Annotated in this window: 26 protein-coding genes; 10 read left to right on the top strand and 16 right to left on the bottom strand. The window is 66.8% G+C overall.

Features of this window, described 5'->3' with window-relative positions; genetic code table 11:
• The first annotated feature begins 82 nt into the window (after positions 1-82).
• On the top strand, positions 83-1,786 hold the full coding sequence (locus OLX02_RS16705; RefSeq protein ID WP_264424702.1) for an AmpG family muropeptide MFS transporter: 1,704 nt from the start codon (positions 83-85) through the stop codon (positions 1,784-1,786).
• On the opposite strand, the gene OLX02_RS16700 is transcribed toward OLX02_RS16705, so the two are convergent.
• The 4 genes from OLX02_RS16700 to trpB are packed head-to-tail and all read right to left on the bottom strand — an operon-like array spanning position 1,783 to position 5,973.
• The gene (locus OLX02_RS16700; RefSeq protein ID WP_264424700.1) at positions 1,783-3,090 is read right to left on the bottom strand and encodes a bifunctional folylpolyglutamate synthase/dihydrofolate synthase; all 1,308 of its coding nucleotides are present in this window, start codon (positions 3,088-3,090) and stop codon (positions 1,783-1,785) included. The two genes, OLX02_RS16705 and OLX02_RS16700, sit on opposite strands and share 4 nt — an antisense overlap.
• Positions 3,091-3,113: 23 nt before the next feature.
• Positions 3,114-3,962, bottom strand: coding sequence for an acetyl-CoA carboxylase, carboxyltransferase subunit beta (gene accD / locus OLX02_RS16695; RefSeq protein WP_264424698.1), 849 nt, complete (start codon positions 3,960-3,962; stop codon positions 3,114-3,116).
• Positions 3,959-4,762 carry a tryptophan synthase subunit alpha gene (trpA, locus tag OLX02_RS16690; protein ID WP_264424697.1) on the bottom strand — a complete coding sequence of 268 codons (804 nt, stop codon included), beginning with the start codon at positions 4,760-4,762 and terminating at the stop codon, positions 3,959-3,961. Before trpA ends, accD begins: the two co-directional genes overlap by 4 nt.
• Positions 4,759-5,973 (bottom strand): tryptophan synthase subunit beta, encoded by a 1,215-nt coding sequence (gene trpB, locus OLX02_RS16685; protein ID WP_264424695.1) that lies wholly within the window; start codon positions 5,971-5,973, stop codon positions 4,759-4,761. The genes trpA and trpB overlap by 4 nt, the downstream gene beginning before the upstream one ends.
• A gap of 348 nt (positions 5,974-6,321) precedes the next feature.
• Here trpB and OLX02_RS16680 point away from each other — a divergent pair, with 348 nt between their 5' ends.
• The gene (locus OLX02_RS16680; protein ID WP_264424694.1) at positions 6,322-6,780 is read left to right on the top strand and encodes a hypothetical protein; all 459 of its coding nucleotides are present in this window, start codon (positions 6,322-6,324) and stop codon (positions 6,778-6,780) included.
• Positions 6,781-6,853: 73 nt separating this feature from the next.
• Here the strand turns inward: OLX02_RS16680 and OLX02_RS16675 are convergent, their stop codons facing one another.
• From OLX02_RS16675 to radC, 9 genes are all read right to left on the bottom strand, one after another.
• Positions 6,854-7,504, bottom strand: coding sequence for a phosphoribosylanthranilate isomerase (locus OLX02_RS16675; protein ID WP_264424693.1), 651 nt, complete (start codon positions 7,502-7,504; stop codon positions 6,854-6,856).
• 56 nt (positions 7,505-7,560) lie between these two features.
• Positions 7,561-8,322 (bottom strand): SIMPL domain-containing protein, encoded by a 762-nt coding sequence (locus OLX02_RS16670; RefSeq protein WP_264424691.1) that lies wholly within the window; start codon positions 8,320-8,322, stop codon positions 7,561-7,563.
• Between the two features lie 64 nt (positions 8,323-8,386).
• A complete protein-coding gene (locus OLX02_RS16665; protein ID WP_264424689.1) occupies positions 8,387-8,890 on the bottom strand; it encodes a GNAT family N-acetyltransferase in 504 nt (167 codons plus the stop codon).
• Between the two features lie 5 nt (positions 8,891-8,895).
• Positions 8,896-9,570 carry an orotidine-5'-phosphate decarboxylase gene (gene pyrF / locus OLX02_RS16660; protein ID WP_264424687.1) on the bottom strand — a complete coding sequence of 225 codons (675 nt, stop codon included), beginning with the start codon at positions 9,568-9,570 and terminating at the stop codon, positions 8,896-8,898.
• A complete protein-coding gene (locus tag OLX02_RS16655) occupies positions 9,567-9,878 on the bottom strand; it encodes a DUF1049 domain-containing protein (protein WP_264424685.1) in 312 nt (103 codons plus the stop codon). The genes pyrF and OLX02_RS16655 overlap by 4 nt, the downstream gene beginning before the upstream one ends.
• A 91-nt stretch (positions 9,879-9,969) precedes the next feature.
• Positions 9,970-11,283: an adenylosuccinate lyase gene (gene purB / locus OLX02_RS16650; RefSeq protein WP_264424684.1), complete on the bottom strand. Its 1,314-nt coding sequence runs from the start codon at positions 11,281-11,283 to the stop codon at positions 9,970-9,972.
• Between the two features lie 191 nt (positions 11,284-11,474).
• Complete coding sequence (locus tag OLX02_RS16645) at positions 11,475-12,545, bottom strand: radical SAM protein (RefSeq protein WP_264424682.1); 1,071 nt, start codon at positions 12,543-12,545, stop codon at positions 11,475-11,477.
• 144 nt (positions 12,546-12,689) lie between these two features.
• Entirely contained in the window at positions 12,690-13,562 is an 873-nt protein-coding gene (locus tag OLX02_RS16640; RefSeq protein ID WP_264424680.1) for a carotenoid biosynthesis protein, read from the bottom strand.
• A 66-nt stretch (positions 13,563-13,628) separates the two neighbouring features.
• Positions 13,629-14,372: a RadC family protein gene (gene radC, locus OLX02_RS16635; protein WP_264424678.1), complete on the bottom strand. Its 744-nt coding sequence runs from the start codon at positions 14,370-14,372 to the stop codon at positions 13,629-13,631.
• A gap of 92 nt (positions 14,373-14,464) precedes the next feature.
• Here radC and OLX02_RS16630 point away from each other — a divergent pair, with 92 nt between their 5' ends.
• The 8 genes from OLX02_RS16630 to OLX02_RS16595 all read left to right on the top strand — a co-directional run bounded on the left by OLX02_RS16630 (position 14,465) and on the right by OLX02_RS16595 (position 21,137).
• Positions 14,465-17,710, top strand: a complete 3,246-nt coding sequence (locus OLX02_RS16630; RefSeq protein ID WP_264424676.1) for a YdbH domain-containing protein — start codon at positions 14,465-14,467, stop codon at positions 17,708-17,710.
• Positions 17,711-17,781: 71 nt separating this feature from the next.
• The gene (locus tag OLX02_RS16625) at positions 17,782-17,979 is read left to right on the top strand and encodes a YnbE family lipoprotein (protein ID WP_264424674.1); all 198 of its coding nucleotides are present in this window, start codon (positions 17,782-17,784) and stop codon (positions 17,977-17,979) included.
• 2 nt (positions 17,980-17,981) lie between these two features.
• Entirely contained in the window at positions 17,982-18,365 is a 384-nt protein-coding gene (locus OLX02_RS16620) for a YdbL family protein (RefSeq protein ID WP_264424672.1), read from the top strand.
• A gap of 213 nt (positions 18,366-18,578) precedes the next feature.
• Positions 18,579-18,899 (top strand): AtpZ/AtpI family protein, encoded by a 321-nt coding sequence (locus OLX02_RS16615; protein WP_264424670.1) that lies wholly within the window; start codon positions 18,579-18,581, stop codon positions 18,897-18,899.
• A gap of 40 nt (positions 18,900-18,939) precedes the next feature.
• Entirely contained in the window at positions 18,940-19,722 is a 783-nt protein-coding gene (locus OLX02_RS16610) for a F0F1 ATP synthase subunit A (protein WP_264424668.1), read from the top strand.
• A 48-nt stretch (positions 19,723-19,770) separates the two neighbouring features.
• On the top strand, positions 19,771-19,998 hold the full coding sequence (locus OLX02_RS16605; protein ID WP_133719913.1) for a F0F1 ATP synthase subunit C: 228 nt from the start codon (positions 19,771-19,773) through the stop codon (positions 19,996-19,998).
• A gap of 85 nt (positions 19,999-20,083) precedes the next feature.
• Positions 20,084-20,578 (top strand): ATPase, encoded by a 495-nt coding sequence (locus OLX02_RS16600; protein ID WP_264424664.1) that lies wholly within the window; start codon positions 20,084-20,086, stop codon positions 20,576-20,578.
• Positions 20,571-21,137 (top strand): hypothetical protein, encoded by a 567-nt coding sequence (locus tag OLX02_RS16595; protein ID WP_413630352.1) that lies wholly within the window; start codon positions 20,571-20,573, stop codon positions 21,135-21,137. Before OLX02_RS16600 ends, OLX02_RS16595 begins: the two co-directional genes overlap by 8 nt.
• A gap of 101 nt (positions 21,138-21,238) precedes the next feature.
• On the opposite strand, the gene OLX02_RS16590 is transcribed toward OLX02_RS16595, so the two are convergent.
• The 3 genes from OLX02_RS16590 to gloB are packed head-to-tail and all read right to left on the bottom strand — an operon-like array spanning position 21,239 to position 23,564.
• Positions 21,239-21,727: a GNAT family N-acetyltransferase gene (locus OLX02_RS16590; protein ID WP_264424662.1), complete on the bottom strand. Its 489-nt coding sequence runs from the start codon at positions 21,725-21,727 to the stop codon at positions 21,239-21,241.
• On the bottom strand, positions 21,727-22,752 hold the full coding sequence (locus OLX02_RS16585; RefSeq protein WP_264424660.1) for a LacI family DNA-binding transcriptional regulator: 1,026 nt from the start codon (positions 22,750-22,752) through the stop codon (positions 21,727-21,729). Before OLX02_RS16585 ends, OLX02_RS16590 begins: the two co-directional genes overlap by 1 nt.
• Positions 22,753-22,784: 32 nt before the next feature.
• Positions 22,785-23,564, bottom strand: a complete 780-nt coding sequence (gene gloB, locus OLX02_RS16580; RefSeq protein ID WP_264424658.1) for a hydroxyacylglutathione hydrolase — start codon at positions 23,562-23,564, stop codon at positions 22,785-22,787.
• Positions 23,565-23,684: the final 120 nt, after the last annotated feature.

The following is a 23,684-nucleotide window of genomic DNA, read 5'->3' as shown; positions in this document are numbered from 1 at the left end:
TCTCGATCTTGTTTTCTTGGGGCTAGGCATACCCCAAAAGACCGCTACTCTCATCGGTTAATTGGACGAAGGAAGGGTTCGCATGGGATCGACCGCCAGCGCCGGGGCAGAGCCACCGGTGCGCCCGAAGGGCTGGCGTCTGCTGAAACTGGCGTTGCAGACGCGCAAATCGGCGACCATGCTGGGCTTCGGGTTCTCGTCCGGCCTGCCTTATGCGCTGCTGATCGGCACGCTCAACGCCTGGCTGGGCGAGGAGAAGATCGATCTTGCCACCATCGGCGTGCTGTCGTGGATCGGTCTCAGCTACTCGTTCAAGTTCCTGTGGTCGCCGCTTGTGGACCGCCTGCCGCTGCCGGGGCTGGACAGGCTGGGCCGGCGCAAAAGCTGGATCCTGCTGTGCCAGGCGGTGCTCGTGCTGGGCTTCGGCGGGCTGGCCGCGACCGATCCTGCGACATCCATCGGCACGTTCGCCCTGTTCGCCTTCGTCGCCGCGCTCGCCTCTGCGACGCAGGACGTGGCGGTGGATGCCTGGCGGATCGAAGTGGCGGACGAGCGTACGCCGGTCGAGCTGCTCTCCTCGATCTACCAGTTCGGTTACCGCATCGCCTCGATCGTGGGCGGTGCGCTGGCGCTGGTCATGGCCGGCCGGATGAGCTGGCCGCTGGTCTACCTGTGCATGGCCGGCGGGATCGTGCTGATCATGCTGGCAACGCTGCGCGCGCCCGATACGCCGCGCCCTGAGCAGGGCGCACTGCACGCCGCGTTGGCGCAGCCGGGCGAACTGGCGCCCGCCGCGCGCTGGACCGCGCTGGCGGTGGTCGGGGTCAGCTGGGCCTGGGCGATCGGCACCATCGGGCATTTCATGGTGGGGATGCTGGCACCGGCTCTCCCGAACCAGCCGCACCCCTCGGTCGGCGATTTTACCCGCACCTACGGGCCATGGATCGTGGCGGCGACGGTGGTGGTGCCGCTGTTCGTCGCGGCGATGACGAACTGGCTGAAGGCGCACGCGCATTCGGTGCTGACCGCGCCGGACACGCGCGTCTCGCCGCTGCGCACGGCGGCGAACCATCTCTACGTTGCGCTTGTCTCACCGCTGGCGGAGCTTTCGGCGCGGCTGCGCTGGGGCGTGCTCGTGGTGATCGGCATGATCCTGACCTACACGCTCTGCTACAATATCTGGTCCAGCTTCGCTTTCCCGTTCTACCTCGAATACCTGCACTACACGAAGGACGAGGTCGCTTTCGCGTCCAAGCTGTTCGGCATCTTCATGACGATTTTCGGCATCAGTCTGGGCGGCTACCTGTTCCTGCGGCTGGGGCGGATGCCCACCATCCTGATCGGGGCGATCCTGCCGATCTTCGGCAATTTCGTGTATGCCGACCTCGCCGAAGGTGCCCGCCACATCGATGCTGTAGGCAATGCCACAGGGCTCAATGCGCTGTTCGGGCTGTTCGGCTTCGACGCGCGCATGGTGCGGCTGCTGCTGGCGATCAGCTTCGAGAACGTGTCCACCGGCATCGCCGGGGCGGCTTTCGTCGCCTATATGTCTGGCATCGTCAGCAAGAGCTACACCGCCGTGCAATACGCGCTGCTGTCCTCGCTCACGTTCCTGATCGGCTCACTGGGGCGCGGCATCGCGGGCGAGGCGTTCGACACCTATGGCTATGCCACGGTTTTCCGCTGGACGGCGGCGGCGGGCGGCGCGGCCGTGGTGTTCGTGCTGCTGGAATGGGCTCGGGTAAGCCGCGAGGCCCGCATCGCCGCGCGCGAGGTTCAGGGCTAGTCCGGAATCTCGTTGTTCAGCCGCAGCACTTCGCCGGCAAGGTAAAGCGAGCCGGCGACCAGCACGTCGCCGTCGGCCGGCAGCGCGGCGAGGGCGGCGGGCACATCGGCGAAGCTGCGCACGGGCAGGGTGGTGAAGGGCGCGAAGTCCTCCGGCCGGTGCGCGTCATGGCCGGGGGCGGGGACGATGGACACCGACAGCACCCGGTCGGCCAGCGGCCGCAGCAGCGCGGCGGGGTCCTTGCTCGCCAGCATTCCCATCACGAGGTGGACCGGCGGCTGGCCGGCGAGGTGGCGCGCGATGGCGGCGCCCGCATCGGGGTTGTGGCCCCCGTCGAGCCACACCGTGCGGTTTTGCACCACGTCGGTCAGCGGGCCGTGGCCCAGCCGCTGCAGCCGCGCGGGCCAGCGGGCATCGACGATGCCCTTGCCCATCGCGACGTGACTGACCGGCACCTGGCTCTGGTGGCGCAGCATGGCCACGGCGAGCGCGGCGTTGTCCACCTGGTGCGCGCCAAGCAGCGCAGGGAGCGGCAGCGCCAGCTCGCCCTGTTCGTCGCGGTAGGCGATCGATCCTTCGGCACTGGCATCCCACGCCCGCCCGCGCATTAGCAGCGGGGCGCCATGGCGGGCGGCGGTCGCTTCGACTTCGGCTGCGGCCAGCGCGGGATAGGCCTGCGTCACCAGCGGCACGCCCGGCTTGGCGATGCTGGCCTTCTCGAACGCGATCCGCGCCAGCGGCTCCGCCGGCACCCCGTCCTCGGGCGCGAGCAGGAACGCCTCGTGGTCGAGGCCCAGCGTTGCGATCCCGCAGGCAGCGGCGGTGGTGAGCACGTTGGTCGCATCGAGACGGCCGCCAAGGCCGGTCTCGATCACGCAGGCGTCGGCCGGTTCGCGGTGGAAGGCGAGGAAGGTTGCGACGGTGGTCACCTCGAAGAACGAGGGCGCGAGATCCTCGCCCGCATCGAGCACTTCCTTGAGCAGTTCGGCCAGCAGCTCGTTCGCGATCAGGCGTCCGGCGATGCGGATGCGTTCGTTGTAGCGCACCAGATGCGGCTTGGTCGCGGTGTGGACGCGGTATCCTTCCGCTTCCAGCATGGCGCGCAGGAATGTGCAGGTCGATCCCTTGCCGTTGGTGCCGGCGACGTGGAACACGGGCGGCAAGGCGTCCTGAGGGTTGCCCACGCGGGCGAGCAGGGCGCGCACGGTGTCCAGTCCGAACCGGCCCTGCGGCAGCGATAGAGCGCCAAGGCGGTCAAGCTGGGCCTGGACCGCCGGATCGTCGGAAATCGCGAAGTCGCGCACCTTCAGGTCGCTTTCGGTGCCGTTCAGGCCGCCTTCGCTGCCGTCAGGTAATCGATCACCTTGGCAAGCTGCGCCCGAAGATCGCGGCGATGGACGACCATGTCGAGCATTCCGTGATCGTGCAGGTATTCGGCGCGCTGGAAGCCTTCGGGCAGCTGTTCACGGATCGTATCCTGGATCACGCGCTGGCCGGCAAAGCCGATAAGCGCGGCCGGCTCGGCGATCTGCACGTCGCCCAGCATGGCGTAGCTGGCCGTGACGCCGCCCGTGGTGGGATCGGTGAGGACGACGATATACGGCTGCCCCGCCGCGTGCAGCCGGGCGATGCCCACGGTGGTGCGCGGCATCTGCATCAGGCTGAGGATGCCTTCCTGCATCCGCGCGCCGCCGGCTGCGGTCACGGCCACATAGGGGCACTTTTCCTTCACTGCGCGTTCGATGCCGGCAATGAAGGCATTGCCCACGGCCATGCCCATCGACCCGCCCATGAAGGCGAATTCCTGCACGCCGACCACGGCCTTATGCCCCTCGATCGTACCGAAGGCGTTGGTCAGCGCATCGGGATGCGGGTTAGCGGCTCGGGCCGCCTTGATCCGGTCGGTGTACTTCTTGCTGTCGCGGAACTTGAGCGGGTCTTCCTTGACCTTGGGCGCGGGCAGCAGTTCGAAGCCGGGATCGAGCAACTGGCCCAGCCGCGCGTCGGCGCCGATGCGGCCGTGATGCTCGCAGCGCGGGCAGACCGAGAGGTTTTCCTCATACTCCTTCGTGAACAGCATCTCACTGCACGAAGGGCACTTGATCCACAGGTTGTCGGGCGTGTCGCGCTTGGGCGCGAAGGGCAGCGAGTTGCGGACGCGGTTCAGCCAGCTCATGCCACTTCCTTTCGCGCCGAATGGACCGCCTCGGCAAGGGCGGAAACGAGCTTGCGCACAGGTTCGGCGGCATTGACGCCATGCTCTGCGACAAGATCTACCAGCGCGGAGCCGACCACGACGCCATCGGCGACGCGCGCGATCGGGCCGGCCTGTTCGGGCGTGCGGACGCCGAAGCCGACCGCGACGGGGATCGTCGCGGTGGCCTTGATCCGGGTCATCGCCTGCTCGATCGAATCGAGCGCGGCGGACTGCTTGCCCGTGATACCCGCGACCGAGACGTAATAGAGGAAGCCCGACGAACCATCGAGCACTGCGGGAAGCCGCGCGGCATCGGTGGTGGGGGTGGCGAGGCGGATCGGCGAAATGCCCTTGGCGCGCAGCCACGGGCCGAGTTCGGCGTCTTCTTCCGGCGGAATGTCGACGCAGATGACACCGTCGATCCCGGCGTCGGCGCAGGCATCAGCGAACCATTCGGGCCCGCGCGTGGTCATCGGGTTGGCATAGCCCATCAGCACCAGCGGGGTATCCGGGTGGCGCGCGCGGAAGTCCTTGGCAATGCGCAGGATGTCCGCCGTCCTGGTGCCCGCGCCCAAGCTGCGCAGGTTGGCCAGCTGGATCGCCGGGCCATCGGCCATCGGATCGGTGAAGGGCATGCCCAGCTCGATCACGTCGGCCCCGCCTTCGACCAGCGCATCAAGGATGGCGGACGTGGCGTCGGGCGTGGGATCGCCCGCGGTGACAAAACAGACGAGAGCGGCGTGGCCCTTGGCGAAGGCGGCGGAAAGGCGGGCGCTCACAGCGAGACTCCCAGATGTTCCGCCACCGCGAAGATGTCCTTGTCGCCCCGGCCGCAGAGGTTGGCGAGGAGGATCGCATCCTTCGGCATGGTCGGCGCGATCTTCTTGACCGCGGCGATGGCATGGCTGGGCTCCAGCGCGGGGATGATGCCTTCGGTGCGGCACAGCAGCTGGAAGGCGTCGAGCGCCTCGGTATCGGTTACCGAGGTGTATTCCACCCGGCCCGATTCCTTGAGCCACGCGTGCTCGGGGCCGATGCCGGGATAGTCGAGGCCAGCCGAGATCGAGTGGCCTTCGAGAATCTGGCCGTCCTCGTCCTGCAGCAGGTAGGTCTTGTTGCCGTGGAGAATGCCGGGACGCCCGCCCGCGAGCGAAGCGGCGTGTTCCTTGTCCAGCCCGTGGCCGGCTGCTTCCACGCCCAGCATCTTCACGCTGGGATCATCGAGGAAGGGATGGAACAGGCCGATGGCGTTGGACCCGCCACCGATCGCGGCGACCAGCAGGTCAGGCAGGCGGCCGGTGCGCGACAGCATCTGCGCGCGCGCTTCCTTGCCGATCACGCTCTGGAAATCGCGGACGAGTTCCGGATAGGGGTGCGGACCAGCGGCGGTGCCGATGATGTAGAACGTGTCGTGCACGTTGGCGACCCAGTCGCGCAGCGCCTCGTTCATCGCGTCCTTGAGCGTGGCGGCCCCGGCGGTGACCGGCACGACTTCCGCGCCCAGCAGCTTCATGCGGAACACGTTGGGCGCCTGGCGCGCCACGTCGGTCGCGCCCATGAAGATCACGCAGGGCAGGCCGAAGCGCGCGCAGACCGTGGCCGTGGCGACGCCATGCTGGCCCGCGCCGGTTTCCGCGATGATCCGCGTCTTGCCCATGCGGATGGCGAGCAGGATCTGGCCGATGCAGTTGTTGATCTTGTGCGCGCCGGTGTGGTTGAGCTCGTCGCGCTTGAACCAGACCTGTGCGCCGCCCAGTTCTTCCGTCAGCCGCGGCGCGAAATAGAGCGGGCTGGGACGGCCGACATAGTGTTCGAGCAAATCGTCGAATTCGGCCTGGAATGCCGGGTCGGCTTTCGCCCTGCGGTATTCCTGCTCGAGATCGAGGATCAGCGGCATCAGCGTTTCCGCCACGTAGCGCCCGCCGAACTGGCCGAAGTGGCCGCGGTCGTCGGGCTGGTTGCGGTAGCTGTTGGGGTTCTGCGCGGTCATCGGGCGCGCTTGGCAGAGGGCGCGGCGAATGTCCAGATTCGCGCTTTTTCCCCTTGGAGCGATCCGTTCATGTGAGTGAAATGTGAGCGGGCTAAATCAGCCCCGCAACGTCGTGAAGGCGGCTCCGCTCGCCGGGGTCGCCTTTTCGCTTTCCCGGGTCTCGATATCCTGCAGTTGCAATTTTCAAACAACCTGTTGGCGTTTTGTGCAACTATGTGTTGCACAACAGACACAAGCATTCAAAAGTTTGCATTTTTGTGACGGCGAAGCGTTGCGCGCCCTCCGGCGCAGGCCTAGCTCCCGCCTCGCCCCCGCTCAAGAAGGGGCCTCAAGTCAGGAGTTTACATCATGCGTACCATCATTCTCGCCGCTGCGGCCTCGCTCGTCGCCGCCACCCCGGCTCTCGCCAACGAAGCGCGCATCGAAGCGCGTGGCGGCGTCTACTGGACCGATGGCTACACCAAGGGCACCGCCGGTCTCGCCGCGGGCTACGACTACGACCTCGGCAGCCAGGCTTTCGTCGGCGCCGAAGTTTCGGGCGACAAGATCCTCGCTTCGGGCACCAAGGTTGCCTTCGGCTTCACCGGCCGTGGCGGCGCCAAGCTCGGCGGCGGCAAGCTCTACGTCGACGGCGGCTACACCACCAAGCCCTGCGACCTGTGCGACGGTTCGTGGCACGCTGGTGCCGGCTACGAGCGCACCATCGTCGGCCAGACCTACGGCAAGCTGGCCTACCGCCACTACTTCACCAAGAACGGCGCGCCCGACGCGAACGCCGTTGTGGTTGGCGTTGGCTACAAGTTCTGATCCTGCGCGGGGCTTCCCCGCACAGGCTTGAACACGGGGCGGCCTCCTTCGGGAGGCCGCCTTTTTTTCGATGTCAGCCGGGGAGGCCGCGCACGGCCAGCGCAAAGGCGGCAATGCGGGCTTCGTCCTTGACGCCGGGCGTGGATTCGACGCCCGAGGACACATCGACCAGCGGGGCGCCTGTTTCGCGGATCGCCTCCGCAACGTTCTCAGGCGCGAGGCCGCCGGCAAGGCCCCATGCGATCAGCGCGCGAAAGCCGGACAGCAGCGACCAGTCGAACGTGAGGCCAAGTCCGCCCGGCAGGTTTGCCCCCTTGGGCGCCTTGGCATCGAACAGCACGAGATCGGCCGCGCCGGCATAGATGGCCGCGCGCGCGACATCCTCGCGGCTGGCCACGGACAGCGCCTTCCACACCGGCAGACCGAAGCGCGCGCGCAGCGCGGCGGCACGCTCGGGCGTTTCCTTGCCGTGGAGTTGCAGGACATCCAGTTTCGCAGCCGCGACCGCCTCGGCGATTACCGCATCGTCGGCATCCACAAACAGGCCCACCGCTTTCGCCCGCCCGGCCAGCCGGGCACTCAGTGCGGCGGCATCCGCCGGACTGACGTTGCGGGGCGATTTCGCGAAGAACACGAAGCCGAGATAGTCGGTGCGGTGCCGCACGGCGGCATCGAGCGCGGCCGGGGTGTTGACGCCGCAGATCTTGATTTCGGGAATGGCCATGGCCGCAGCCGATAAGCTGGCTGCGGCCATCACGTCAAATCGGTCGGCTGGTCAAATCACGGCGCGAGTTCGTAGGTCACAGTCACATTGGCGCGGATTTCCAGTTCGCCTGCGGCAACCGGGCTGGGCGCGGGCGGGGCAGCGTCCATCATCTTTTCGGCGCGGGCGAACATTACCGGCTGCGGGCTCCAGCCACCGCTCTCGCTGATGGTCAGCACGCGCACCACGCGCAGGCCGGCAGCGCGGGCATAGAGATCGGCGCGGGCGCGGACCTTCTTCATCGCCTCGACGCGGGCTTCGTCCATCGCGGCGTCGCTGTCGTCCAACTGGAACGAGGGGCCATTGACCTGATTCGCACCAGAGGTGACGAGCGTGTCGATCACCTTGCCGTACTGGTCGAGCTTGCGCTGGCGCACCTGCACCTGGTTGGTCGCCTGATAGCCGATGATGACCGGCTCGTTCTCCACCGAGCCATCGGGCAGGCGGCGGGGCTGGCCATAGACCGGGTTCACCGACAGGTTGCTCGTCTGGATGTCGCGGTCGGCGATACCGGCCTTCTTCAGTGCGACGATCACTGCGTTCATCTTGGCGGCATTCTCGGTCAACGCGGCGCTGGCGGTCTTGGCCTGGGTGGTGACGCCCCCGTTGAACACGGCAAGATCGGGCGCGCGGGTGGAGCGGCCATCGGCGGACACGGTCAGCATGGCATTGCCGGCTGCGACCACCGGGCCGGACGAAGCCTGCTGGGCGTGGGCGGTGAACGGCAGGGCAGCAAGTGGCAGCGCGGCGAGCGCGGAGGCAAGGATCAGGCGCTTCATGGACGGTCTCCCTCAGATCGTGCCGCCGGTGTGGCTGGAACGAGCTTACGGCGCGATGAACCGTTCAGACGAGCAAGCGTTCCAGAACGACCATGTGGAAAGGGAAGTCGCCGGGGACCGGGAAGGGGCGGGTCTCGCTGGTCAGGCGGTAGCCGCGGCGCTGATACCATGCGATCAGCTCTGCGCGGCGGTCGATGACAGTCATTTCCATCGTGGTGGCTGCGAAATCGCGCATGGCGCAGGATTCAGCTGCCTCGATCAGCGCGCGGCCCAGTCCTCCGGCCTGAATCGACGGATCGACGCACAGCATCCCTAGATAGGCTCGGCTCTGTTCAAGGCTGGCGACGGTGACGGTTCCGGTCAGGATGCCATCCGCCTCGCTGACCAGCACGCGCTTGTCCGTCGCGGCGATGGCGGCGGCAAGCTCGGCCTCGCTGGTGCGCTCGTCGCCGAGCAGGTCCGCCTCGTGCGTCCAGCCACCGCGCGCGCTGTCACCGCGATAGGCGGCTTCGACCAGTGCGCGCAGGGCAGGGACATCGGCGAGGGTTGCGCGCCGGACCCGGGACATAAAGCTCAGAGCGTGCCTTCGATCGCGCGCGCGGCAGCGACCGGATCTTCGGCGCGGCTGATCGGACGGCCGATCACCAGCACGCTGGCGCCGGCATCGCGCGCGGCGCGCGGCGTCACTGCGCGCTTCTGGTCGCCCAGCGCAGCATCGGCGGGGCGCAGCCCCGGCACGACGAAGTAGCCGTTCTTCCAGCGCTTGTGCACGTCGCCCACCTCGTGCCCCGAACAGACGATGCCGTCCAGACCGGCTTCCTGCGCCAAGTCGGCAAGGCGCAGCACCTGGTCGTGCGGGCTGCCCGCGACGCCGGCAGAGGCGAGGTCGCCCCCGTCGAGGCTGGTCAGCACGGTCACCGCGACCACCTTGCAGTGTTCGCCCGCCGCGGCCTTGGCATCTTCCATCATCGCGCGCCCGCCGGCGGCGTGGATGGTGACGATCGACGGCTGGAGCACGTGGATCGACTGCATCGCCGCGGCGACCGTGTTCGGAATGTCATGCAGCTTGAGGTCGAGGAAGATCGGCAGGCCGATCTTCGCCACTTCGTGCACGCCGTGGTGACCGTGGGCGCAGAAGAATTCCAGCCCCAGCTTCAGGCCGCCGACGTGGCCGCGCACCTTCTGGGCAAGTGCCACCGCAGCGTCGAGGCGGGGAAGGTCGAGGGCGAGATAGATCGGGTTGCTCACGGTGTCTCTGTCACAGGAGGGGGGGCGGCAGCATCGAGCTGCGTGGAAGTGAGGGACGCGCCCGAACGGCCGGCCAGCGTTGTTTCAAGCGCGACGAGCCGCTTGGCCATGCGCCAGCGGCTGGTGCGATAGACCAGCCACGTCGGCAGAAAGCCGAGCAGGAAGGCGCCGAGCACGAGTGCGGGCAGCTTCGTGTCGAGCACGAGTCCTTCCCAGATGCGGACTTCCACCGGCTGCCAGTTGGCGACCGTGAAGGCGGCGAGCAGTGCCACCACCAGCACCCAGAATATCGTGCGCAGGACCTTCATCCTCGTCCTTCCCCGGTCACCCTTCCGTCCGACGCAACACTATGTCGCTTCGGCGCGGAAGGCGAGTCCCGGTTGGCGGAGCGTGTCCGGCTTATTCGCCGAAGACGCGGGCGAAGATCGTGTCGATCGCCTTGAAGTGATAATCGAGGTTGAACTTGTCCTCGATCTGCTCCGTCGTCAGCGCCGCGGCCACTTCGGGATCGGCCTTGAGCAGTTCCATGAGATTGAGCTGCCCGTCGCTTTCCCAAACCTTCATCGCGTTGCGCTGGACAAGGCGGTAGGCGGTGTCGCGCTCCAGCCCGGCCTGCGTCAGCGCCAGCAGCACGCGCTGCGAGTGGACAAGGCCGCCCATCTTGTCGAGGTTCTTCTGCATCCGCTCCGGATAGACGAGCAGCTTGTCGACCACCGAGGTGAGGCGGGCGAGCGCAAAGTCGAGAGTGATCGTGGCGTCGGGGCCGATGAAGCGTTCGACCGACGAGTGCGAGATGTCGCGCTCGTGCCACAGCGCCACGTTTTCCAGCGCCGGGGTGACGGCCGAGCGGACCATGCGGGCCAGGCCCGTGAGGTTCTCGGTCAGCACCGGGTTGCGCTTGTGCGGCATCGCCGACGAGCCCTTCTGGCCCGGCGCGAAGTATTCCTCGGCTTCGAGCACTTCGGTGCGCTGAAGGTGGCGCACTTCGACGGCGAGGCGCTCGATCGAGCTGGCGATCACGCCCAGCGTGGCGAAGAACATCGCGTGGCGATCGCGCGGGATCACCTGCGTGCTCACCGGCTCGACCGCGAGGCCCAGCTTCTCGGCGACGTATTCCTCCACCGACGGGTCGATGTTGGCGAACGTGCCCACCGCGCCCGAGATGGCGCAAGTGGCGATTTCGGCGCGCGCGGCCAGCAGGCGCGTCTTGCAGCGGCTGAACTCGGCATAGGCTTCGGCGAGCTTCTTGCCGAAGGTGGTCGGCTCGGCGTGGATGCCGTGGCTGCGACCGATGGTGGGGGTGTACTTGTGCTCCACCGCGCGGCGCTTGATCGCGGCGAGCAGCTGGTCGAGATCTTCGAGCAGGAGGTCCGCCGCGCGGGCGAGCTGCACCGCGAACGTGGTATCCAGCACGTCGGAGCTGGTCATGCCCTGGTGCATGAAGCGCGCTTCGGGGCCAACCTGCTGCGCCACCCAGTCAAGGAAAGCGATCACGTCGTGCTTGGTCACCGCCTCGATCGCATCGATGGCGGCGACGTCGATGGTGGGGTTCGTCGCCCACCAGTCCCACAGCGCCTTGGCGCCCGAGGGGGGGACGACGCCCAGCTCGCCGAGCTTCTCGGTGGCGTGCGCTTCGATCTCGAACCAGATGCGATAGCGGGCTTCAGGTTCCCAGATCGCGGTCATCGCGGGGCGGGCGTAACGGGGGACCATGGTTCGACTCCGATTGCTGCTTTGCCCGCGCCGCTACGGGCAGGGGGCGCAGGATGCAAGCGGTTGGGGTGCGGCGGTTGATAACGGACGCGTCAGTTATCCGCGTGTGGAGGCTTTAATAACGGGCGCGTCAGTTATTTTGCCGATCCCGCCCGCCAAGGAAGCGCTCTTTCCGGCGTCACCATCGTTCCCTAGTCGAGCAACCACTCTTCCGTCATCGCACCACGGCGGCGGACAATCTCGCCCGCCTGTCTGCGCCGCGAAACTGAAGCACGTTCGCGGGCTTTGGGCGAGTGGAAATCGACGGGCGCGTAATACATGTCGCAGGCTTGGCAGTTCGAGTTCAGCGACGGAGTGCCGAACGACTGGCGCAGGGCCTGCAGCCGCTCGCCTTGCCAGATTTCCGCCAAACTTGATTCGAGGATGTGTCCCACCACAAGTGCCTCGTCCGCGTTGACGGCGGATTCGCAGCCGCAGACCTGCACATCGCCGTTGGAGCGCACGACGAGGCCGGCGTAAATCTGGAAACAGGGCTTGCGCTTGGGGCCCGGGTAGGGGGGCTCGAAAACCATTCCGGGCGGCAGGTCCTTGATGAGGCCGCCGGAGTTCGCATAGGTATAGTTGAAGCTGATGGCCGGATTGTGCGTGCGCAGCGGCGCGAAATCCGGGTCGGCGAGAACCTGCTCCAGCGGCTTGTCCGCACGGATCGCCAGCACGAGTTGGACCGGATCTGCGCGCAAGGCATTCGCCTCGTAGAGCGCGTAGATATTGTCGCGCACTTTCCGATACATCGCATTGCGGTAGATGCGCCGGTACATGGCCTCTTCAAAACCGGCGGTGCTGATGTTGATGCGCGAAAAGCCGGCATCGAGCACCGCGTCGATCCCTTCCCGGGCGAGGAGGATGCCATTTGTCGTCATCGCGATGCGGTCGACTTGCGGTGTCGCACGCAAGCGCCTGACCCATTCCAGCGCCTTGGGATGGATCAAGGCATCGCCGACCACCGGCGTTATATCGACCGGGCCGCCACCCACCGCGACAAAATCCGACAGGGATTTTGCAAATATCTCGTCCGTCATGAAGGCGTGCGGACGGTTTTGTTGACTGTAAGGGCAAAATACACAGTCCGCGTTGCACAGATTGGTAAATTCGAGATGCAACTCGTACGGCCGCTCGGAAAATATCGCCGGGTCCGATCCCGGCAGGATCTTCCAGAATCCATCTTGGCAGGACTGGATCGCGGCACGAATGGTTTTCTTCAAGGGCATTCGTTACCTGCGCAATGAGGGCGGGCCGCTCTTATCGTAGGCGCCCGGCAGTGTCGATACGACCACGCCGCCCTTTCACGCCGCCCCTTCCGGCAGTCATGCCGCGTCGACCAAAGGCATGGGGCTGCAACGGGATTTTCAGCGTCGCAGAGCACGATCCTGCGTCGACAGTATGGCCGTGGCCGCGGCCAGTGCGGGCGGTACCATGGCGAACAGGCCGGCGATCAGGCTGGCCTCGGCAATGTCGGCGACAAGAAAGTTGCGGCCGGCCACGTTGGCCATGCCGCCGGGGCCGCGCAGCAGGTCGATCGCGAATTGCAGGCCGATCAGCGCCCATGCAAGCGCGGGGACAAGGCGCAGCGCGGTCGAAGGGTGCGCCCTCCGCTCGGCCCGCAGCACCAGCGCCTCCACCAGCGCATAGGCCTGAATCATCGTCCACGAAGTGACGATCCAGCCCAGGAAATTGCTCAGCGGCACGCCGAAGTAACCCGATGGATGGGCGTAGCTCCATGTGTGGGCGACGGTGGCGCCCATGGGATCGACGACCAGGTCGAAGCCGGGGATGACGAACGCTGCCAGCAGCGGCGCGCCCAGCAGGCGCAGCGCCGAAGGGCCGGCGTCCTCGCAGCGCAGGATTGCGCAGGCCACGCGCCATCCCAGATAGCCATGGACCGCATAGCTCGGTGGGACGATCAGCGGGACGCCCAGGGGGCGGGGCATGGCCATATGGTGGACGAACAGGCCGAAGGGGAACCCGGTGGCGATGCTCAGCGCCTCAAGCAGGAACGAGACCAGCATGGTGACCACGAAGAAGGTGGCGATGCCGCGCAGGCCCAGCGTGGCCGTGCCGTGGACGACCACCGCGAGCAGCAGGATGAAGAACGACGGGCCCGCGCTGCCGGTCGATTTCTCGATCACGAAAGCCAGCGCCCACAAGGCTGCCAGCGACACAGCGATGGCGCTGGTTCTGCTCGTTCCCGGTGAATGTCTGACGTCGTCCAGTCGTGTCATGGTATGTTGCCCCTCCTGCCCGGCAGGGGTCATGCCCGGGGCGTGAGGGGCTGTCCACCGCCGCTTTCAGATCAGGCCCTGGGCCTTGAGCGAGACATGCCCTTCACGGCCGATGATGACGTGATCGTGGACGACCACGCCCAGCAGCCGTCCTGCCTCGATGATCTTCTGCGTAATCTGGATGTCCGCGCGGCTTGGCTGGGGGGACCCCGACGGATGGTTGTGGACAAGGATCAGCGCTGCGGCGCCGATGTCCATCGCCTTGTGGATGACGCGGCGCGGGTGGATGGCGGCTTCGTCGATATCGCCGTCGGCCACCTTTTCGTCCAGTATCAGGCGATTCTGGGTGTTGAGATAGAGCACGCGCACCCGCTCGTGATTGAGGTGCGCCATGTCGATGGTCAGATAGTCGATCAGCGCCTGCCAGCTGCCGAGGACGGGCAACTGTTGAACCCCTGTCCGCGCGAGGCGGCGCGCGGTGACGCCCACGATCTTCAGCGCGGCGGCGGCGGTTTCCTTGATGCCGGGGGTTTCGATCAGCGCCCGCCAGTCCGCATTGAGCACCCCGGCCAGCGAGCCGAAGCGCTGGAGCAGCATCCGCGCCTGCGGCTTCACGTCCTTCTGGGGGATTGCGGTCATCAGCAGGTATTCGACCAGTTCGTGGTCAGCGAGCGAGTCCTCGCCGCCGTCGAGCAGGCGCTTGCGCAGGCGCGCGCGGTGGCCGGACGGATCGTTCCCCATTTCGCGCACCCGGTCCCGCGCAGTGCGGTCCGGATTCCGTTCAGGAAAGAGACGGGGTTCGTCCTGCATCAGGTTCCAAGGCGCGGGCACCAACCCGGGGTTCGTGCGTTCATGGGCACTGTGCATTGCCTATGCCGGGGCAGTGCGCAAGAAGGGGGCCGATGGGTGACAATACCGATTTGGCAGAAGATGCAGGCGATCCCGGTTCCCTTGGTGGGCCGGCGCCCGGCGAATCGCGTCCGCGGCGCAGGCGCAGGCGCACGCGCTCCGTTCTGCTGGGCACCGGCTTGGTCCTCGTCGCCGCGCTCGGCGGGGTGTGGTTGGCACGCGACCGCATTGCCGACCGCGTCATCAACAGCGAACTGGCCCGGCTGGGCCTGCCAGCGACGTATGAGATCGAGACGATCGGTCCGGGCGTGCAAGTCCTGCGCAACATCGTCATCGGGGATCCGAAGAAGCCCGACCTGACCATCGAGCGTGCCGAACTGCGCGTGGTCTATGCCTTGGGTGCGCCGGAAATCGGCGAGATTAGGATCTTTAAACCAAGGCTTTACGGATCTTATCTCAACCACAAGCTGAGCTTTGGCGCGCTGGACAAGCTGCTGTTCCCGGCCACGCCGAGCCAGAAGCCATTCCGCCTGCCCGACTACCGGCTGACGCTGGTGGACGGGCGCGGGATGCTCGATACCGACATGGGGCGGGTCGGCTTCAAGGCCGAGGGCAGGGGCCGGCTGCGCGATGGCTTTGCCGGGACTGTCGCCGCGATCGCCCCGGAATTGCAGGCCAACGGCTGCGTCGTCCGCAAGGCCAGCGCCTGGGGCAAAGTCACGATCAGTGCCGAGAAGCCCCGCTTCGCCGGGCCGCTGCGGCTCGGGCAACTGGACTGCTCCGATAGCGGCGTGCGGCTGGCCGAAGCGGTGATGGATCTCGATCTGACCTCAGATAAGGACTTCAAGGGTCTGACATCGAAGGGGAATATTCGATCATCTGAAGTGTCGTTCGGGCAGCTGAGCGCCGAATCGCTCGCTCTGGATACCGCGCTGGCGTGGCGCGATGGTGTGCTGGGTGGACGAGTGGCGGCCAATGCCGGCGGGGTCCATGCCGGGGGCGCGACGGTGGCCCTCCTTGGCCTCGACGGCCGCATCGCGGCGCGCGGCGGACTGTCTGCGGTGGAGTTCCGAGGCAGCGTGGACGGGCAGGGACTGCGCCGCGGCCCCACGTTCGACCGTGCGCTGGCCTCCACCGAAACCGCCGTGAGCGGTACCCTGCTGGCACCGATGGTGGCGCAAGTGCGCCGTGCGCTGGCCCGCGAGGAGCGCGGCAGCCGAATGGGCGGCGATCTCAGCTTTCGTCGGCAGCCGGCGGGATGGAGCTTCGTCGTGCCCAACGCGATCTTGCGCGGCGGCAGCGGGCAGACGCTACTGACCCTCTCGCGCTTCCAGATGTCCGGCGATGGCAAGGGAACGCCGCATATGGCCGGCGCCTTTGGCACTGGCGGCGAGGGACTGCCGCGCATCAACGGCCGGATGGAGCAGTCCACGCCGGGACGCGCGGTGTTCCGCGTCACCATGGCCGGCTATCGGGCTGGCGGCGGCGCGCTCGCCATCCCCGACATGATGGTTGCGCAGGTGGGCGACGGCTCGCTCGGTTTCTCAGGGATGGCGCATCTTTCCGGTTCAATTCCAGGTGGTTCTGTCCAGAACCTCAGACTTCCTCTGCAAGGGGCTTACGCCTCGAACGGGGAACTGGCACTCTGGCGGCGCTGCGTCACCCCGCAGTTCGACCGGCTCGCGCTGGGCCAAGTCACGCTGGATGCGCAGCGGCTGACGATCTGCCCGGCGGGTGGCGGCGCCATCGTCCGCAATGGCGCGGGCGGCCTGCGCGTTGCGGCGGGGGCGTCGGCGCTCGCGCTGTCGGGCAAGCTGGGCGAAACGCCGATCCACCTCGACAGCGGGCCAGTCGGCTTTGCCTGGCCGGGCACGCTGACCGCCAAGGCGATGAACGTGGCGCTCGGGCCGGACAGCGCGCCGGCGCGCTTCCGGCTGGAGGATCTGGTCGCGCGGCTGGGCAAGGATTTTTCGGGCACGTTCGGCGGGGTGGAGGCCCGGCTTGCCGCCGTTCCGCTCGACGTGACGAAGGCGAGCGGCGAATGGCGCTATACCGAAGGCCGGCTGTCGCTGAGCGGCGCACGCTTCGACCTGACCGACCGGATGAACCCCGCGCGATTTGAGCTGCTCGCCGCGCAGGATGCCACGCTGACGCTGGCGGACAACCGCATCGACGCGGAAGCGCTGCTGCGCCATCCGGCTTCGGGGCGCGAGGTTGCAAGGGCCACGATCCGCCACGATCTTTCCAGCGGCGCCGGCCATGCCGACCTCGCCGTGCCGGGGCTGCGCTTCGACAAGGATCTCCAGCCTGACGAACTCACCCGTCTCGCACTCGGCGTCGTCGCCAATGCAGCGGGCACCGTGAAGGGCGATGGCCGGATCGACTGGAGCCAACGCGGCGTGACCAGCAGCGGCACGTTCGGCACCGACAGCCTCGATCTCGCGGCGGCGTTCGGGCCGGTGAAGGGCCTTTCCGGCAAGCTGGCGTTCACCGACCTGCTCGGGATGGTCACTGCGCCGCACCAGACCCTGCGCGTCGCGTCGGTCAATCCGGGGATCGAGGTCAACGATGGCACGATCGACATCCAGCTGCTGCCCGATCAGGTCCTGCGCCTGAACGGTGCGAGCTGGCCGTTCCTGGGGGGCACGCTGGCGATGGAGCCGACCGACCTCAGGCTGGGCATCGCGGAGACGCGGCGCTACACGTTGCTGGTGTCGGGCCTCGATGCGGCCAAGTTCCTCGAGCGGATGCAACTTGGCAATCTTTCGGCGAGCGGCATCTTCGATGGCCGCCTGCCCCTGGTGTTCGATGCCGAAGGCGGCAAGATCGTTGGCGGCGCGCTCGTCTCGCGGCCTCCGGGGGGCAACGTTTCCTACGTCGGCGCGCTGACCTACAAGGACCTGTCGCCCATGGCGAACTTCGCGTTCGATGCGCTGAAGTCGCTCGACTACCGGACCATGACCATCGCGATGAACGGCGATCTGGAGGGCGAGATCGTCACCAACGTCAGTTTCGGCGGGGTCAAGCAGGGCACGGGGACGAAGCGCAATTTCATCACGAAGCAGGTGGCGAACCTGCCGATTCAGTTCAACGTCAACATCCGCGCGCCGTTCTACCAGCTGATCACCTCGGTGAAGGCGATGTACGATCCCGCGTTCATCAAGGACCCGCGCACGCTGGGCCTTGTCGATGCGAAGGGGCGTCCGATCTCACGCCTGACGAACGGTGTGCGGCCCGGCGGGACGCCCGTCATCGTCCTGCCCGGCATTCAGCCTCCAGCAAGCGGAACCATGCCATGAGGAGCCTCGAATTGACCCGAACCGCGAACCCTGCGAACCTTTGTCTCATGAGGGAACGCGAAAAACGGTCGATGTTCGATATCGGGTGGCGCCTGCTGCGGGCGCTGCCGCTGGTGGGAGGCGCGATGATGCTGCCCGGCTGCATTTCGGTGAAAGCGCCGGACAAGCCGATCGTCATCGAGCTGAACATCAACATCAAGCAGGAAGTGGTCTATCGCCTCGCGGCCGACGCCGCGCAGACGATCGACAAGAACGCGGAGATTTTCTGATCATGGGCCGCACTTTCACCAAGGCTGTCGCCGCTGCGGCGCTCGCCAGCCTCGTTCTTCCGGCCGCTGCCTTCGCGCAGCGCGACCCGGCCTATGCCGCGGCGCGCTCGGCCGGGCAGGTGGGCGAGAAGATGGACGGCTACCTCGGCTATGTCTCCACGCCCAGCCCGGCGCTGCGCGCAGTGGTCGAGGACATCAACATCAAGCGGAAGGCCGTCTATGCCGACAAGGCGAAGGCCAACAGCGCCACGGTGGAAGAATATGCGCTCACATCCGGCTGTCTGCTGATCGCGCAGACCAAGCCCGGGGAAAAGTATCAGGCGCCCGACGGTTCCTGGCAGACGCGCACCAGCGCGCCGCCGCTGCGCGATGCGCGTTGCCCCTGAGTTGGGCCTATGCCGCGCAAACCCGCGCATACGTAACACCGACGTATTTCTGCCCCTCTCCGTCAACCGGGGAGGGGCTTTCCATTTCGGTTCGTCCTGCCGCTGTAGCGGTTGACTCGAAGAATACCCCCGCCTAAGGGGCAGGCGCTCCCGGCGGACAGCCGTTGGTCGCGCTGCTCTTCCGGTCGGGTTTTTCGATCTGGGGAAATAGGCATGGCCGACGAAAAGTCCGACTTGGCGCCCATCGGCGAAGACTCGCGGATCACCACGCTCGATGAGCGGCTCATGGCCGCCCGCAAGCGCGAGGATGAGCGGGTCAACAAGCCGGCACCGGACGGGTCCGACGCGAATTACCGCTTGGGCAACCGTGTGCTGGCAGAGCTGGTCGGCGGCATGGTGGGTGGGGCTTTCCTGGGCTGGGTTATTGACCAGTTCGCGAAGACCTCGCCCTGGGGGCTGTTGGTGATGCTGTTTGTGGGGGTGGGTGTCGCCTTCCGCAACATCATCAGGATTTCGAACCGGCGTCCCGAGTAGGGGCGCTGTTGTCATATTCGAGTGTGACGGGGACAAACGCGTGGCCGAAGGCAAGGTCGATCCGGTACACCAGTTCACGATCGAGCCGTTGTTCGGCACCGATCACTGGAATATCGCCGGTTACAACGTGGCGTTCACCAATTCGGCGCTGTGGATGGCGATCACCGCTGTCGTGCTGATGGTTTTCGTGGCGGGTGGCGCCCGGCGGGCAGTTGTGCCCGGCCGCTGGCAAATGGCGGTCGAAGGCTTCACCGGCTTCGTCGACAACCTGCTGAAGTCGAACATTGGCGAGTCAGGTCGCAAGTACCTGCCGTATATCTTCTCGCTGTTCATGTTCATTCTTTTCTCCAACCTGCTCGGTCTGCTGCCGCTGGCGCTCGTCGGCCTGCATCCGTTCACCGCAACCAGCCACTTCACCGTGACCGGCGTGCTGGCGGTGATGAGCTTTGCGATCGTGCTGATCGTCGGCTTCGCCAAGCATGGCCTGCACTTCTTCTCGCTGTTCGTGCCGCACGGTACGCCGGTGCCGATGATCCCGATCATCTTCCCGATCGAGCTGATCTCGTTCCTGGTGCGTCCGTTCTCGCTCGGCCTGCGTCTGTTCGTTGCCATGATGGCCGGCCACGTGCTGCTCGAAGTGCTTTCGGGCTTCGTCATCTCGGGCACCAATGCCGGTGTCGGCATCTTCTTCCTCGCCGGCGTTCCCAGCTTCCTGCTGATGATCGGCATCTGCGCTCTGGAACTGCTGGTTGCCGGCATCCAGGCCTATGTGTTTGCACTGTTGACCTGCGTCTATCTGAACGACGCGGAAAACCTGCACTGATTTCCGTAAAACCTGTTTCAACCGATTATATACGAAGGAGTTTTTGACATGGACGCAGAAAGCGCAAAGCTGCTCGGTGCCGGCCTCGCTGCTATCGGTGCGGGTCTTGCCTCGCTCGGCGTGGGCAACGTCTTCGCCAAGTTCCTCGAAGGCGCGCTGCGCAACCCCGGCGCTGCCGACGGCCAGCAGGGCCGCCTGTTCATCGGCTTCGCGGCCGCAGAACTTCTGGGCCTGCTCTCGTTCGTCGTCGCGATGATCCTGATCTTCGTCGCCTGAACGAACGCCCGGGCCTTGTGCCCGGGATTTACTGGAATGCCCGGCCGGGGTTTGTCCCCGGCCGCATGACGCGCGGATTACCCCGATGCCTCAGATAGAACAGCTTGCCACCACCTATGCCAGCCAGGTCTTCTGGCTGCTGGTGTGCTTCGGCCTGGTCTTCTTCGTGGTCGGCCTGGGCCTTCTGCCCAAGGTTACCTCGACTGTAGACCTGCGCGACAGGCAGATCGCCGACGACCTCGCCGCGGCGGAAGCCGCCCGGGCCGCCGCCGATGCCGAGGAAGAGGCATGGCGGGTCACCGCCAACAAGCAGCGCGCCGAGGCTCAGGCCCTGATCGCTGCGGCCAAGGTCGGTGCCGCCAAGGCCACGGAAGCGTCGCTTGCCGTTGCCGCGGCCAAGGTCGACGAAACCCTCGCCGCCGCGGAAGCGCGGATCGGTGCTGCCCGCCAGGCAGCGCTCGGCGAGATCGAAAGCGTAGCCGTCGAGGCTGCGCAGGACATCGTCAGCCGCCTTGCTGGCCTCTCGGTTTCGACCGAACAGGCGCAGGGTGCGGTCAAGGGAGCGCTCGCCAATGGCTAACGCCGCAGAAACGACCGCGCACGAGATGAAGGCCGGCGTCGAACAGCCTCACGGGGCGGTGCACGAAGTCGAGCCTTCCGCGCTCGGCCTCAACCCCGGCATGTGGGTTGCCGCCGCGATGCTGGTGTTCCTTCTTGTCCTCGTGGCGAAGAAGGTTCCCGGCACGATCGTGGGCGGACTCGACAAGCAGATCGACGCGATCCGCAAGCAGCTCGATGAAGCCAAGGCGCTGCGCGCCGAAGCGGAGAAGCTGCGCGCCGAATATGCCGCCAAGATCGCGAATGCCGAGAAGGACGCGGCCGCTATGCTCGATCATGCGCGCCACGAAGCGGACCTGATCGTCGCAAAGGCTGCCGCGGACACGCAGGACGTGATCGGCCGCCGCGAAAAGATGGCTTCGGACAAGATCGCTGCCGCCGAGCGCGGTGCGGTTGATGATCTGCGTGCCAAGGCAGCCGCTGCTGCTGCGGCCGCTGCCGGACAGCTTATCGCCAGCAATCACGGCGCCACCGCCGACAAGGCGCTGGTGGACGGAGCGATCGCCGGCCTCGCACACTGAGCTTTGGCCGGACGTTCCGGCAGGGATCAGCGCGGCGCCATGGCTGTACAGAAGACCCCGCCCGCAAGGGCGGGGTTTTTCGTTGTGCGCGGTGCGTGTCTTTAGAGCGCCTGGTGCATCACCAGCGCATCGCCCATGCCAAGCGTGGGGTGGGCAAATGCCAGCGGAAGGCGGCCAACTATCGCGAATCCGCAGGACTGCCACAGCGCCACGGCGCGGGTGTTGCTGCTGACCACGAAATTGAACTGCATCGCTCTGAACCCGCGTTGGCGAGCGCGGTCGAGGGAATGGTTGCACATCGCGCGGGCGATGCCCCGGCCCGTCGCCGTCGATGCGGTCATATAGCCGCAGTTGGCGACATGGCTGCCCCCGCCGGATTGGTTGGCGCGCAGATAGTAGGTGCCGAGCAGCGCGCCGTCCTCGCCCTCCGCCACGAAGGTCTCCTTGTCGCCGCCCACCCAGTAGGCGAGCGCTGCCGTACGGGGCATGGCCCGGTCGAGCGCATAGGTCTCCCCCGCGCGGATCACCGGCTCAAGGATCGACCAGATCGCCGCGCTGTCTTCAGGATGGGCGCGGCGGATGCGCAGCATCAGTCGCGGGTGGAGCCGCGTACCACGAGCCGCACCGGCACGCGGCGGGGGGAGGGGGCATCGCCGCCGATGGTGGCGATCAGCCGGTCGACCAACAGCGATCCGGCGACCTCGAAGTCCGATTCCACGGTGGTCAGCGGCGGCACCGACCATGCGCCCGCGCGTACCCCGTCGAAGCCTACCACACCGATTTCATCGGGCACCTTGTAACCGCGCGCGGTCAGTTCCTTCAGGGCGCCCAGAGCGATTTCGTCGCTGACGCCGAAGACTGCATCGAACGGCTGTCCGCTGTCGATCAGTGCGGCAGCGGCGCGGCGGCCCTGCTCCTCCCGCTGGAGACCGCGTTCGATCCGCTGGAGTACCGGTTCCAGCCCCGCCTCGCGCATTGCGGTGGCATAGCCGTCGAAACGTTCCTTAAATTGCCGCTGGGGCGATGTTTCCGAGCCGAGGCAGACGATCTGGCGATAGCCGCGCACCAGCATGTGGCGCGTCGCCAGCGTGGCGCCGGCAGCGTTGTCGCTGCGCACCCAGGGGAAGTTGTCGCTCGGCGCGCCCCAGCACACCCAGTTGGTGCCTTCGGGCAGCGCGGCAAAGTAGTCCCACGCGGCGGTGTTCTCGCTGGTGCCGATCACGATCATGCCGTCGGCCTTGCGGCGTTCCTGATAGTGCCCCCAGAAGTTCTCCGGGCTGTCCTGGAACGCGACCAGCACTTCATAGCCGCGTGCGGACGCAGCGGCGCAGGTGCTGCCCAGCAAGGCGAAATAGAACGGGTTGAGATCCTTGCGGTCCTGTCCCGGCCGGCAGATCATCACCAGCGCCAGCGTGCCGGTCTTGCCCCGGCGCAGACGGGCGGCGTTCTCGTCCACCTGGTAGTTTAGCTTCTGTGCAGCTTCGAGCACGCGCTTGCGTGTCGGCTCGCTGATCGACGTGTCACCGGCCAACGCGCGGCTGACGGTGGACTGGCTGACCCCGGCCGCCTCGGCGACGTCGAACGAGGTAACGCGGGCGACGCGCTTTTCGGGCATCTGGACTGGCTTCCCCTCTTGCGGTCCCGGCATCAGCGGAACGTATCCTTGGCCGCGCGCAGGGCGGCGAACGTCGCCACCGCATCGCCCGGCCTGCCGCCGCTGCCTGCCCAACGCTGCTGCATGGCAGGATCGTCGGCGCGAAGGAAGGGGTTGGTGGCCAGCTCGCGGTCAAGGATGGTCGGCACGGTCCATGCGCCGCGCGCGCGCTTGTCGTCGATTTCGGCAGCATAGGCGGCCAGTGCGGCGTTGTCCGGATCGGCATGGAGCGCGAACCGCGCGTTCGACGCCGTGTATTCGTGCGCGCAGTAAAGCGCGGTGTCGCCCGGCAGCGCCTTGAGCCGCACGAGGCTGGCCCAGAACTGTTCGGGCGTGCCTTCGAACATCCGCCCGCAGCCAAGCGCGAACAAGGCATCGCCAACGAAGGCGAGGTGCGCCTGGGGAAGGTGATAGGCGACGTGGCCCAGCGTGTGCCCGCCCACGTCGATCACTTGCGCGGAGAAGGCGCCGAGCGTGACGGTGCCGCCCTGCATCACGGTGCGGTCGATCGCGGCGATGCGGGGGGCATCCACTGCGGGTGCGGTCACCGTGCAGCCGGTGGCCGCCTTGATCGCCTCGTTCCCGCCGGCGTGATCGGGGTGCCAGTGCGTGTTCCAGATCTGGGTGATGCGCCATCCCTTGCCCTCGGCCTCGCGCAGGTAGGCGTCGGCATCGGGCGTGTCGATGCACACGGTTTCGCCGCTGGCGGGATCGTGCAGCAGGTAGCCGTAGTTGTCGGACAGGCAGGGGAACTGGTGGACCTGAAGGGACATCGTCTTCTTCCCGTAAGCTTTGATCGCTGGCCTAGCGGCACTGGCGCGAGAAAGCAAAACACGGGGAGGTGGCGGCGCGGGCGGGCGCCCAGCAAAAAACCCGCCCGGATCGCTCCGGAC

Source organism: Novosphingobium sp. KCTC 2891 (assembly GCF_025938155.1).
GTDB lineage: Bacteria > Pseudomonadota > Alphaproteobacteria > Sphingomonadales > Sphingomonadaceae > Novosphingobium.
This window is presented reverse-complemented; position numbering and strand designations above follow the sequence as displayed.

Excerpts from the sequence above, each read along its gene's own strand:
- OLX02_RS16705 (WP_264424702.1), top strand. The coding sequence starts at position 83 with ATGGGATCGACCGCCAGCGCCGGGGCAGAGCCACCGGTGCGCCCGAAG.
- accD (WP_264424698.1), bottom strand. The coding sequence starts at position 3,962 with ATGAGCTGGCTGAACCGCGTCCGCAACTCGCTGCCCTTCGCGCCCAAG.
- trpB (WP_264424695.1), bottom strand. The coding sequence starts at position 5,973 with ATGACCGCGCAGAACCCCAACAGCTACCGCAACCAGCCCGACGACCGC.
- OLX02_RS16680 (WP_264424694.1), top strand. The coding sequence starts at position 6,322 with ATGCGTACCATCATTCTCGCCGCTGCGGCCTCGCTCGTCGCCGCCACC.
- OLX02_RS16675 (WP_264424693.1), bottom strand. The coding sequence starts at position 7,504 with ATGGCCATTCCCGAAATCAAGATCTGCGGCGTCAACACCCCGGCCGCG.
- OLX02_RS16670 (WP_264424691.1), bottom strand. The coding sequence starts at position 8,322 with ATGAAGCGCCTGATCCTTGCCTCCGCGCTCGCCGCGCTGCCACTTGCT.
- OLX02_RS16665 (WP_264424689.1), bottom strand. The coding sequence starts at position 8,890 with ATGTCCCGGGTCCGGCGCGCAACCCTCGCCGATGTCCCTGCCCTGCGC.
- OLX02_RS16655 (WP_264424685.1), bottom strand. The coding sequence starts at position 9,878 with ATGAAGGTCCTGCGCACGATATTCTGGGTGCTGGTGGTGGCACTGCTC.
- purB (WP_264424684.1), bottom strand. The coding sequence starts at position 11,283 with ATGGTCCCCCGTTACGCCCGCCCCGCGATGACCGCGATCTGGGAACCT.
- OLX02_RS16640 (WP_264424680.1), bottom strand. The coding sequence starts at position 13,562 with ATGACACGACTGGACGACGTCAGACATTCACCGGGAACGAGCAGAACC.
- radC (WP_264424678.1), bottom strand. The coding sequence starts at position 14,372 with ATGCAGGACGAACCCCGTCTCTTTCCTGAACGGAATCCGGACCGCACT.
- OLX02_RS16630 (WP_264424676.1), top strand. The coding sequence starts at position 14,465 with ATGGGTGACAATACCGATTTGGCAGAAGATGCAGGCGATCCCGGTTCC.
- OLX02_RS16625 (WP_264424674.1), top strand. The coding sequence starts at position 17,782 with ATGTTCGATATCGGGTGGCGCCTGCTGCGGGCGCTGCCGCTGGTGGGA.
- OLX02_RS16620 (WP_264424672.1), top strand. The coding sequence starts at position 17,982 with ATGGGCCGCACTTTCACCAAGGCTGTCGCCGCTGCGGCGCTCGCCAGC.
- OLX02_RS16615 (WP_264424670.1), top strand. The coding sequence starts at position 18,579 with ATGGCCGACGAAAAGTCCGACTTGGCGCCCATCGGCGAAGACTCGCGG.
- OLX02_RS16605 (WP_133719913.1), top strand. The coding sequence starts at position 19,771 with ATGGACGCAGAAAGCGCAAAGCTGCTCGGTGCCGGCCTCGCTGCTATC.
- OLX02_RS16600 (WP_264424664.1), top strand. The coding sequence starts at position 20,084 with ATGCCTCAGATAGAACAGCTTGCCACCACCTATGCCAGCCAGGTCTTC.
- OLX02_RS16595 (WP_413630352.1), top strand. The coding sequence starts at position 20,571 with ATGGCTAACGCCGCAGAAACGACCGCGCACGAGATGAAGGCCGGCGTC.
- OLX02_RS16590 (WP_264424662.1), bottom strand. The coding sequence starts at position 21,727 with ATGCTGCGCATCCGCCGCGCCCATCCTGAAGACAGCGCGGCGATCTGG.
- OLX02_RS16585 (WP_264424660.1), bottom strand. The coding sequence starts at position 22,752 with ATGCCCGAAAAGCGCGTCGCCCGCGTTACCTCGTTCGACGTCGCCGAG.
- gloB (WP_264424658.1), bottom strand. The coding sequence starts at position 23,564 with ATGTCCCTTCAGGTCCACCAGTTCCCCTGCCTGTCCGACAACTACGGC.